This is a genomic window from Pedobacter sp. BAL39 (assembly GCF_000170795.1).
Taxonomy (GTDB): domain Bacteria; phylum Bacteroidota; class Bacteroidia; order Sphingobacteriales; family Sphingobacteriaceae; genus Pedobacter.
The window spans coordinates 357,181-369,122 of record NZ_ABCM01000003.1 but is presented as its reverse complement, the minus strand read 5'-3'; the positions used below and the strand labels follow the sequence as shown (position 1 = coordinate 369,122).

Here is an 11,942-nt window from a genome sequence, read left to right as displayed (position 1 = left end):
TGAATAGTCCTATTCATGTTCTTATAGTACTTATCTATTAAATACCAGGATTAATCTCCTGCCGTCATCAACGATAAGAAAATGCAACCAGACTCACCTTCTATTCAAATATTATTTACAAAGTACATCAATGGCGAAGCTTCTGCTGAGGAAACAGCACATCTGTTTCAGCTCATTGAAGAAGATCAACATGATACCCAGATCAGTCTGCTCTTAGCTACTGAACTCGACGATACAGAGCCAGAAGAACAGTACAACCCTGCCTGGGAGCTTACCTTGGCAAAAATCAAACAGCAGACATTGGAGTTGCCCATGACGTCACTTCCACATGGTAAAACCAAACTATGGCCTCGCATTGCGGGTATCGCTGCAATGGTAGCGCTGATGGCTATGGGTATTTACTTCTTCAGCTACAATCAGAAAACACCAACTCCAGATTACCGCCACCTCCTTGCTAATGACATCGCACCAGGAAAACTTGGTGCTACACTGACATTAGCGAATGGCGAGAAGATCAGGCTAAGCGACGCCGCCAATGGAGAGATTGCCAAAGAATCAGGTATTTCCATTTCTAAAACTGCAGATGGCCAGATTGTCTATCAGCTGCAGTCGGCCACCGGAGACCAGGACAAAGTCAACACCTTAACTACCGCAAAAGGTGAAACTTTCATTTTAACCCTTCCCGACCAGACTAAAGTGTGGCTAAACGCTGCGTCAAGTCTGACCTATACGGCTAACCTCAGGGATAAAGGAGTACGGAGGATCAGACTTTCTGGAGAAGCTTATTTTGAAGTTTCCAAGGATAAAGAACATCCCTTCATTGTAGAAAGCGGCGATCAGCAGGTAGAGGTTCTGGGCACACATTTTAATGTGAATGCCTATCCCGACGAGAAAGTTTTCAGGACGACCTTGCTGGAAGGTAGTGTGAAAGTATCCGAATACGGGCAGACAAAACTGCTGACACCGGGTAACCAGGCCTCGAATGCAGGCGGCAGCATTCAGCTGGGTGCTGTTGACACCGACCTTGCCATAGCCTGGAAAAGCAACAACTTCATTTTTGACCGACTAGACATCAAAGAAATTATGCGCACGATAGCGCGCTGGTACAATGTGGAGGTGATTTATCAGGGGGACATCCCTACCGATACCTTCTGGGGATCGGTATCGCGTTTCGACAACATTTCCAAGGTGCTGATCCCACTAGAGGCAACGGGAAATGTGCACTTCAAAATTGAAGGAAGAAAGATTTATGTATTCAACTAACGGCTTTGCGCTGTGCAACATCAGCCAGGGTCAATTTATAAACTATAATTAAAACCATATGGGGAGAAATATACGACAGCAGAGCTAAGGCTACCTAACCAGAGGTTTTAGGTAACCATATCCCGATTGGAGTCGGAATATGGTCGATCTGGCCTCGACAATAAATCATCAACTGAACCGCAGCTGCCCAGAGTTTGGACACCAAAGGCAACATGCAATAAACCAGACAAACAAACTTAGACAATACTGCTCATTAAAGCAATATTGAAGGTCTCTCATTTGGCCGCTAAGTTCTTGTCACAAACGACATGAAGTGTTAAAAAACCTAAACCTACAACGGGGTATGCCGAAAGGCTATATCCATAAAATCTGGCTGATAATGCGATTAACCACCGTTATTTTAATAGCTGCCATCATGCAGGTCAGTGCTTCCGGCTTTGCACAGAAAATCAGTTTAAACAAATCCAACGCTTCACTGGAAGACATCATCAGGGACCTCAAAAGGCAATGCAACTGCAATTTTGTGGTGCCCGGAGCGCTCCTCGATAAAGCAAAGTCTGTAAACATCAAGGTCAGGGATGTGGCTTTCGAAAAGGTATTGGATCAGATTTTCGAGAATCAGCCCATCACCTACGAAATCAACAACAATACCGTCACCTTAAAAGCAAAACAGCGGACCTTATTCGAGAATATCGTTACCCGTCTCCTTGCCATTGACGTGTCTGGTAAAGTGGTAGACTCACTGACCGGTAGTCCCCTGGCGGGCGCTACTGTAATTGTCAAAGGACAACAACAAGGTGTCAGAACTGCTAAAGACGGATCCTTCACGTTAGGTAATGTGGAAGAAAGGGCAACCATCCTGATCAGATACACGGGTTACAAAACCAAAGAACTCGCTCCCTCAAGGGATCTGGGCACCATCCGTATGGATTATGCTGTAGGCAACCTGCAGGAAGTTGGCGTTACCGTAAACACCGGTTATCAGCGCATCAAACCCGAGCAGAGCACCGGTGCTGTTTCTCAGCTCAGCACCAAAGAATACGAGGCACGGATCAGCACCAATTTCCTGGATGGATTGGTAAACAGGTTGCCAGGACTGATGATCAACAACAATGTGATGTTTAACAGCACCATTCCTGGTGGTGCAGCCTCCTCGAGGGCACTGTTCAACATCCGTGGAATTTCCACCATGTCGGCCAACCAAAGTCCCTTGATCGTTATTGATGGTTATCCCACGGAGCTGACAATGGACATGATTGATCCCAATGAGATCAAGTCCGTCACCATCCTGAAAGATGCCGCCGCGGCCACCGTTTATGGCGTACGGGCATCTAATGGAGTCATCGTTATTGAAAGAAAGCAAGCTTCAATTGGCAGACCTATTTTTAATTTCAGGGCTACTACGGGCATCACACCAAAAGAAAATTTCAACAGGTACAGGTGGGCCGATAATGCCTCTGCTATTGTAACCGACTATCAAAGAACCACACAGGCTGCAAATGTAAATTCCGGAACATGGGGGTTATTATCTACAGATGGAACTCAGGGCGGAGTACGACGCTCACCGGTGTATTACATCCTCGCAAAACAAGCTGCCAACATCATCAGTGCCGATCAGGCAGCGGCGGCATTTGCAGAGTATTCCAGCTATGACAACATCGATGACTACAGCAGGTTGTTTTTACGGAACTCTGTCACGAACACCTATAACTTTAACGTTTCCGGAGGTAACGACAATGCCCTGTATTACGTTACTGCAAACTACACCGGCAACCGCAACCCGCAAGTTAAATCAAATGACAACAGGTTCTCTCTTTCTGCGCGCAGCACCATCAGGTTCACAAAACGCCTTGGCCTGGAGCTGACCACAGATTACCAGGAACAACGTTTCAATGGTGCATCAGTACCGGGAATTACCGACGTCTATCCATATGAACGTTTTGAAGATGTCAATGGCAATCCAGTTTCTATCATAGGTTCCAGCATCGCCCCCGGCTACAACAGCTACATCATGTCGCAAGGGCTGGAAGATCATGCGTACCACCCGCTGATTGATATGGATGAAATCAGCGACAAAACACATGCCGTCAACAACCGCATCACCGCCAATTTTAAGTATGATATTGGTAGTGGCTTTGACATGACCTTCGGTGGGATTTATGAAACTTCACGTAGCGACTACAAGCACAATGCTTCTGAGAGATCTTCTGAAACCAAACAGTACATCAATAGTTATGTGGTGAGGAATGCCGACGGAACTTTTAAATATTACATTCCTAAAGGTGGATTCCTCCGCCAGACGGCCTCCTCCACATCAAGTTATACTGCCCGTGCACAATTGAATTACAACAAACAGATTGCCGGAGACCATTCCATCAACGGGATTATAGGTGCCGAGGTAAGGAATCTGATTGAGAAAAGCAATACTGCTTCTTACTTTGGGTATAACGATGAGACCTTATTGCAGCAACCAGTAGACTATGCTGCCATCAACACCGCAGCCATCAGAGGTGCGTTTTTACTGGGTGCTCCTTTTCAGGGACAGAATGCATACGAATCGCTTTTTAATCAGCAGTATGTAGAAGATCGCTTTTTGTCTGGCTATGGTAACGTTGTTTACTCTTATAAGAACACCTATTCGCTTACGGGCAGTATCCGCATAGACCAGTCTAATCTTTTCGGTACCAATCCAAAATACAAATACAAACCGCTATGGTCTGCAGGCGCTGCATGGAACATTCATAAGGAGGACTTTATGGAGAATGCCGACTGGATCAAACAGCTTAAGCTTCGTATGGCTTATGGATTTAATGGAAATGTGGCCAAGTTATCCCTTCCAGAGGTCATTGCACGTGCAGTACTCAATAACAACACCGCCCCTACCAGTCAAGCACTTAGGTTGGTGTCTTATGCCAACAGCAGTCTACGTTGGGAACAAACGAAAAATTTCAACACCGGTCTTGATTATCAGATCTTCAAAAACATCAGCGGAAGTATAGATTATTATCAGAAGAAGAGTGACGACCTGCTGGGCAATTCCATGATTGATCCTACAATTGGCGTCAGCCCTACCCTGATCAACAAAGCCACCATCAAAAACAATGGGATTGAATTTGCCTTGCGTGCCGATTGGATTGCGACCAGTAAAGTGAACTGGAATACAGGTATCGTTGTTGCACGTAACACCAGTAAAGTACTGGACGTTCTTCAGAGAGGAAGTTTTGCACCTGAGGTGCTGAATGCACTGGGATATGTGAAGAATTACCCGGTAGGTGCAATGTTCTCTTATCGTTATGCAGGATTGGATTCCGCGGGATATTCCCTGATCAAAGATGCTGCAGGCAACCTATATCACACCAATGACAACAGATCAGGAAATCCTACCCAAAAACTGATGGCCAGCGATACCTCTGGTGTTAGTCATTATTCCGGTTCATCCATCCCTACCATCAACGCAGGCTTGAGTAACCGGGTAGATATCGGCAACTTCTACATCTTCTGCATGATCAATTATTATGGTGGATTTAAAGTCAGGGTTCCGCGCGCTAATCCTGCATCTCCCAGACCATTGGAGGGATCAGGTAATTATTGGAAAACAAGAGGAGACGAGAACATTACCGATGTCATGTCGCTACCAGCGTACTTCAGTGCAAACTCTAACAACGCCTATAACTATGCGGATAGCTACGTGGTAAACGGGGATTACATCACTCTTGCTGACCTGACCGTTTCATACAGCTTCGACAAAAGCAACTTCATCAAAAAGGCTGGCTTTAGTCATTTTGAACTCAAGGCCCAGGCCTCGAACCTGCTTACCGTAGGCATGAACAAATACAACTTTAGCATGGCTACCGGAGGTTATCAGAAATCGTATCTGACCCCCACATACACCATAGGTCTTTTTACCACCTTTTAAACTGTACGCAAATGAATCACTATAAATACAAACTTATTCAGTTGATGTTCTGTTGCCTGATATTTACCGGATGTGATAAATACCTGGACATCAAACCAAAGGGAACACAATTACTTTCTACAGTTACTGATTACGACCAATGGTTAAATGACGAGACCCTTTTTTACGGTGTCGCCCAGCCATACGCCATCATCAACTATCTTGGCGATAACGTCGATTTGATCAGTGTCGCCAATCCTCCAGCCTTGGAGCCCGAACTTATTTACACCTGGGCACCGCAATTTGCATTCGATTTAAATGTCAGCCCCGCATTCTGGGGAGATCATTACGGGAAGATCAATCTCTTCAACACGGTGCTCGTAGGTATCGATGACGCTACAGGGGGCACCAACGGCCAGAAAAGAAGTTTAAAGGCAGAAGCATTGCTGGGACGTGCGCTGGAATATTTCTACCTGGTTAATGAATACGGCAAACCTTATGATGCATCAACTGCTGCCCAGGATCTGGCAGTGCCTTTTTTAACCTCAAACGACGTCACTCAAGAGGTTCCACCAAGAAGTACGGTGGCAGAAGTTTATCAACACATCATTAATGACATCAATACGGCCATTCCGGACCTTCCCGTCGACAACAGTGCAAACAGGTTTCGCGGCTCCAAAGCCTCGGCTTATAGCCTGCTGGCAAGGGTCTACTTTTATGCAGCAAATTATCCCGAAGCTCAGAAAAATGCAGAGATGGCTTTAACAAATAGCAGGGCCGTGATGATTGATTATAATGGTGCGCTTCCTTCCACCAACATTCTGGGAACCCATCCCGATGTAATTTATGGAAGAATGGTCATTGGTCAAGCTCCAGCTACACTTGATTTTATGCGTTCTTTCGCGAGCAACGATCTTCGCGTCAGACAGCTATACAGAAGCACAGACGGTTATCGGTTTACCACAAGGGGGGCTACCACGTATTTCCCAGCTGCGATCAATCCAATATTGACTTATACCAACACAGGAACGTCCTTTCAGGAAATGAAGTTAATCGTAGCGGAATCTGCGGCACGTGCCAACAACCTTTCGCTGGCGCTTCAGTACCTGGATGATGTACGCAAAAACAGATTTGCCAAAGCCAGCTATGTACGCTTCAGCTCAGCAGATCAGGAGGAAGTTCTTCAGGAAGTACTATTGGAGAGAAGTCATGAGCTGCCCTATAATGGCCTGCGCTGGTTTGACATGCGCCGTTTAGATAAGGAAAACAAAATGGGAACCGTCAACAGGTACAACGTTCAGGGTGATGTCATCGCTACCCTGGAGCCTCATAGCAATCGTTATACCTTACAGATACCACTCCAGGTAATGAGCTTTAACCCAGGCATGCCACAGAATCCATAACCTTAAAAAAAGAAAAGATGTTTAAAACCAAAATAATCCTATTCTGCTCGTTAATGGTATTTTTAACGGCATGTAGTAAGGAGGATGCTCCTGAAACTTTACCAGAAAGCAGTGTTACCTTTCAGCTGGCGGCTGGTAAGGACACACTGGAAATGCCAGTCTCCATATTGAAGGATTCCCTGATCTTACTGGAATTGAAAGCAAACCTGACCGCTGCGACATCTTCGGATGACCACTGGGTGGAATTTGCTGTGGACACTACCAAGATTACCGAATACCGCAACCGTTTTGGAAATGCACTGGTATTACCTACCAGTGCCTATCTTTTTCACAAACAGATGACCCGCATTCCTGCAGGATCAACAGTTTCCGAATCGGCAGAGCTCAACATCGGGCAACAGACAAAACTCACGGAATACAGCACTTATGTATTACCTGTTGTAATCAAATCTGTGGATGGCAAACCCGAAGGCGCCGCCTCGAGTCGGGTCATCTACTATGTGTTCAAAACCGGCAAGCCTTTGTTTGTGAGCAAAACAGGCTGGACCATCGAGGACTTTTCCTCACAAACTGGCACGTTTGCGCCTACCACCCTACTGGACGCCAACAACCTGACTACCTACTGGGCTTCCAACATCCAGCAGCAAATGCCGCAATGGGTGACCATAAACTTCAATAGAGAAGTGACCTTTCTGTCCCTCAATTACTATATACCGACAGCATTGCGATACCCTACGCTGGGCGGTTATCCGACCTCTATAAAAATAGAGACCAGTACGGATGGTATAACCTGGACAGACAAAGGCACGTATGCCGGCAACATTGCCGATAATATGCAATCTATCGCTGTTGGACCTACAACCGCCAGCTACCTGCGTTTTACAGCTCTTGCCGCAGTAAAATACGCCGCCGCGTACGATGCGATATTTATCAGCGGCATAGCCCTGGTACCATAACCATTAACAATAAAACGAAAATCGAAATAAGATGATTAAAAAATGTATTCTGGCAGCAATCTGCTGCCTCCCCCTGAGTCTGATGGCCCAAAAGGGTTTTACCATCAAAGGAAAGATTGGTACACTTAGCGCACCTGCAAAAGCGTATTTAAGCTATAACAAAGATGGCGTCAAAGTCACAGATTCTACGGCTATTGACAACGGTAATTTCAGCTTCAAGGGCCTGCTGAGCAATCCGGTATTAGCAGATCTGATGGTTAAACATTCAGCAGCTACTGGATCAAACGACGACAATAAGGAGTATCTCCAATTTTACCTGGAAAACTCAGCCATCACCATCAGCTCCCAGGATTCCCTATGGCGCTCAGTGGTGAAGGGTTCTGTGACCAACGACGATGACAACGCGCTCAGGATGGTACAAAAACCTTATCGGAAAATTGCAGACTCGATAATGAAAGTTTACAATGCCTGGACTCCACAGCAGCGTAAAGATACCTTGCTTACCAAACCTCTGGGTAAAATCATGAGTGCTTCGCAGGTGGGATACGACAGTGTGAACAGGTTTTTTATGAACAGCCATCTGAATTCCTATATTTCCCTGCGCATCTTCCAGGAAGTTGAACTTGCTTATAATTTCAATCCCGATACCGCTGCGGCCAGGTTTGCCCGCTTTCCGTTAACACTCAGAAACTCCTATACAGGAAAAAAACTGGCCGGGATGATTGAAACGGGCAAAAAGACCAATACTGGCATGATGGCCATGGACTTCACCGAAACGGACACGACTGGAAAATCGGTGAAGTTATCTGATTTCCGTGGAAAGTATGTACTGGTAGATTTCTGGGCTTCCTGGTGCAAGCCTTGTCGCGCCGAAAACCCCAACATGCTCGCCGCCTACAATAAGTATAAAAGCAAAAACTTCACCATCCTTGGTGTTTCCCTGGATGATACTAAAGGCAGACGAGCATGGCTTGGCGCAGTAAAACAAGACGGCTTACCATGGACACAAGTATCCGAGTTAAACGGTTTCCAGGCTAAGTCGGCAGTGCTGTATGGCGTGACTGCCATCCCGACCAACTTCCTGGTAGACCCCAGCGGAAAAATCATTGCCAGAAACCTTCGCGGTGAAGATCTGGACAAAAAGCTGGCAACGCTACTTGCTATGTAATATTGATACCAATATCCTAATCAACACCAGAAAAAATGAAGAAAACAATATTTTCAATTTTGATACTGCTGCCGTTTCTGGCAGCAGCACAAAAAAGCTATACCCTTTCCGGTAAGCTTCCTGGTCTAAAAGAACCAGCAAAAGCATACCTCGTCACCCTTAAGAATGGTCAGTTTGAAGAAACTGACTCCGTTGCCGTTAAAGGAGGCAAATTCCAATTTACCGGAAGTGTGGATGCACCACAACAGGCAATCATTGCCATCAAAAGACAAAGCCATCCTGCTTCCGGACGACAACGAGATGATCTCGGATTCTTCCTTGAAAACTCAAAAATTGTATTCGTTGGCACCGATTCTATCAAAAATGCAACAGTAAGTGGATCTGTATCCGACAAGGAAGAACGTGAACTGGATGCCCTAACTAAACCTTTAACCAATGCGATCATTCAGCTGAATGATGATTTCAGGGGAAAGCCAAAGGATGAAGCCTGGAAAAAGGCGTCTGACAGCGTGGTTAAGCTGGTGGCAACAATAAAGGACATCAAATGGAAGTTCGCAGAATCCCATCTGCATTCCTTTATGGGGTTGTATACCTACAACATCCACATCCTTGACAGCAAGTTCGAGCCGGCAAAAGTGGAACCACTTTACCACCGGTTTTCTCCAGAGCTGAAAGCCTCGGACCTTGGTAAGCGGACACTTGAAAAAATCGAAATTGCCAAAAGACGCCAGACTGGTATTAAAGCAACAGATTTCACACAAAACGACCTCAACGATAAAGCCTTTACACTTTCATCACTAAGAGGAAAATACGTACTGGTAGACTTCTGGGCGAGCTGGTGTGTACCCTGCAGGGCCGAAAATCCGAACCTGGTTAAAGCGTACCAGGCGCTGAAAAGCAAAAATTTCGAAGTTGTAGGCGTTTCTTTAGACCAGGGTAAGGAAGCCTGGGCAGCTGCAGTAGAAAAAGACGGCCTTCCATGGATTCATGTCTGTGATATGAAAGGATGGAAAAATGAAGTGGCGGTGATGTACGGCATTAGCTCCGTTCCTCAGAACCTGCTGATCAACCCTGAAGGAGTGATCATTGCAAAGAACCTGAGAGGTGAAGACCTGACCGAAAAACTTTCTGCTTTAATCAAATAAAAATCAAAGCCCGGCAAAAATGCCGGGCTTTATTAATCTATAGCGTCCCTTGATATTGCCGATCGGCAACCTGCTCCATCCAATCGACAACTTTGCCATCCAGGTTTTCCTGAATCGCAATATGGGTCATGCCTGTGGTTGCTGTTGCACCATGCCAGTGCTTTTCATTTGGCTCAAACCAAACTACATCCCCTGGGCTAATGGTTTCCACGGGTCCACCCTCTCTTTGCACCCAGCCAAATCCAGCCGTTACAATCAAGGTCTGTCCCAGCGGATGGGTATGCCAGGCCGTTCTGGCACCAGCATCGAAAGTCACACTTGCCGCGGCACCGCTCCTTGCGTCATTGGCTTCAAATAGCGGGTCAATCCTCACTGATCCGGTAAACCAATCCTCAGGTCCTTTCACAGAAGACCTGGAACCTATCCTTGTAATTTCCATCTTTTCATCTTAAAATTAGCATTATCAAATTTAACAAAAGGAAGTTAAGCACTATATCGTTGCTGCATCAATCACATACTTATAACTCGCTGTTCATATCAATAGTTTTGATCAACCTTGCAGGAATGCCTCCAACCACAGCGTGATCAGGAACATCCTTACTGACCACCGCACCTGCAGCAACCACAGCATTTTTCCCTATAGTCACCCCTGGCAATATAGTAGCGCCAGCACCAATCCAGGCATTACGTTTAATCAGGATGGGTTTGCATAACATACCCCTTCTCTCCATAGGATCCAGAGGATGATTCTCTGTTATAAGGTTCACCCTTGGACCAATAAGTACATGGTCTTCCAGGGTAATCCCGCCCATATCTAAAAAGCTGCAGGCATGATTGATGAAGACATGTTTACCGATACGGATGGATCGTCCGAAATTGGTATAAAAAGGAACAAAAACAGTCGTGCTTTGATCTATCGGGTAGCCGACAATACTGCTCAGGGCATTGCGCATCTCAGCAACGCTCGTTGCAGCATTCAGTGCAGGGTTTAGCGCCAGCGTGCGGTTGACAACTTCGTCGACCTTAAAAAATTCCGGATCATCAAGACGAACAAGTTCAGCTTTCTGTAGTCTTTCGAAAATATCTTTCATGTCACAAAGTTCGCATATCAGCGACTTTGGAGCTTACGACCATCAAACTAATCCTTATAAATTTCAAACCATCGCTTCTCTGAACCCGGTAGGATTTGTTCCGGTAGTCTTTTTAAAGAAGTTGTTGAAATAAGTGGGATACTCAAAACCAAGTGCATAGGCAATTTCAGAAATGTTCCAATCGGTATGCTGTAATAAGGCTTTCGCTTCGCTGATCAACCGATCGCGGATGTGGCTCGTGGTAGATTTGCCGGTGATCTCTTTTACAGCGCGGTTGAGGTAGTTTACATGAATAGACAGCGCGCTGGCATAATCCTGAGCGGTCTTTAAAGATAGAGACCGATCTACATTCTCTACCGGAAACTGTCTTTCCAGCAATTCCAGAAATACTGACGTTATGCGCGAAGAAGCATTTTTATGCTGATTAAAATTTTCAGAAGGCTGCAATTTCAATGCCTCATGAATGATCAGGTTGATGTAATTACGGATCAGCTCATCCCGAAAGATATAATCTGTATGATGTTCCTCAATCATCTTCTGAAACATGGTATTCAGGAACATACGTTGTGTTTCATCGATCCGCAGAATCGGTGTCCCGCCCAACTTGAAAAATGGAGATTGCTGCAGGCTTTCAGATCGTTCTGAGGCCTTCAGGAACTCTTCAGAAAATAAACAGGTATAGCCGACGTAGGTTGTCGACAGCGTTTCCCAGGAGTAGGGAACATGTGGATTACCAAAGAAAAGAACGGTACCTTCCGCTTCAAAGCTGCGATCAGCATAGTGAATGATGCTCTTGCCTGTGGTGAGACAGATTTTGTAAAAGTCCTTTCTGCTGTAAACTTTGGTAGAATTGCTATCGCTTTCCAGCTGCCAGACGTTAAAGCCTTTCAACTTCAGCTCATTGTTAAATTCAGAAACCGAACGTTCCATCTTCGTTGCCATGCTGCAAAGTTAAGAATTTCAAAACATTTCGACATACAACTCTCGAAGGCCGCTTTATCCCCTGCTGATGCTTCATCAA

The 11,942-nt window shown here is 45.6% G+C and carries 9 protein-coding genes; 6 read left to right on the top strand and 3 right to left on the bottom strand.

Annotated elements, in window-relative coordinates; genetic code table 11:
- Window positions 1-81 precede the first annotated feature (81 nt).
- The 6 genes from PBAL39_RS06145 to PBAL39_RS06120 all read left to right on the top strand — a co-directional run bounded on the left by PBAL39_RS06145 (window position 82) and on the right by PBAL39_RS06120 (window position 9,830).
- Window positions 82-1,263: a FecR family protein gene (locus PBAL39_RS06145; protein ID WP_008239423.1), complete on the top strand. Its 1,182-nt coding sequence runs from the start codon at window positions 82-84 to the stop codon at window positions 1,261-1,263.
- A gap of 379 nt (window positions 1,264-1,642) precedes the next feature.
- Window positions 1,643-5,179, top strand: coding sequence for a SusC/RagA family TonB-linked outer membrane protein (locus PBAL39_RS06140; RefSeq protein WP_232282904.1), 3,537 nt, complete (start codon window positions 1,643-1,645; stop codon window positions 5,177-5,179).
- An 11-nt stretch (window positions 5,180-5,190) separates the two neighbouring features.
- On the top strand, window positions 5,191-6,561 hold the full coding sequence (locus tag PBAL39_RS06135; protein ID WP_008239419.1) for a RagB/SusD family nutrient uptake outer membrane protein: 1,371 nt from the start codon (window positions 5,191-5,193) through the stop codon (window positions 6,559-6,561).
- Window positions 6,562-6,614: 53 nt separating this feature from the next.
- On the top strand, window positions 6,615-7,517 hold the full coding sequence (locus PBAL39_RS06130; protein ID WP_008239416.1) for a discoidin domain-containing protein: 903 nt from the start codon (window positions 6,615-6,617) through the stop codon (window positions 7,515-7,517).
- A gap of 31 nt (window positions 7,518-7,548) precedes the next feature.
- A complete protein-coding gene (locus PBAL39_RS06125; protein ID WP_008239415.1) occupies window positions 7,549-8,685 on the top strand; it encodes a TlpA disulfide reductase family protein in 1,137 nt (378 codons plus the stop codon).
- A gap of 35 nt (window positions 8,686-8,720) precedes the next feature.
- A complete protein-coding gene (locus PBAL39_RS06120; protein WP_008239413.1) occupies window positions 8,721-9,830 on the top strand; it encodes a TlpA disulfide reductase family protein in 1,110 nt (369 codons plus the stop codon).
- A gap of 37 nt (window positions 9,831-9,867) precedes the next feature.
- Here PBAL39_RS06120 and PBAL39_RS06115 read toward each other — a convergent pair whose 3' ends face one another.
- The 3 genes from PBAL39_RS06115 to PBAL39_RS06105 form a co-directional block, all read right to left on the bottom strand.
- Entirely contained in the window at window positions 9,868-10,269 is a 402-nt protein-coding gene (locus PBAL39_RS06115) for a cupin domain-containing protein (RefSeq protein WP_008239410.1), read from the bottom strand.
- 79 nt (window positions 10,270-10,348) lie between these two features.
- A complete protein-coding gene (locus PBAL39_RS25880; protein WP_008239407.1) occupies window positions 10,349-10,921 on the bottom strand; it encodes a DapH/DapD/GlmU-related protein in 573 nt (190 codons plus the stop codon).
- Window positions 10,922-10,984: 63 nt separating this feature from the next.
- Window positions 10,985-11,863, bottom strand: a complete 879-nt coding sequence (locus PBAL39_RS06105; RefSeq protein WP_008239406.1) for an AraC family transcriptional regulator — start codon at window positions 11,861-11,863, stop codon at window positions 10,985-10,987.
- Between the last annotated feature and the right edge of the window lie 79 nt (window positions 11,864-11,942).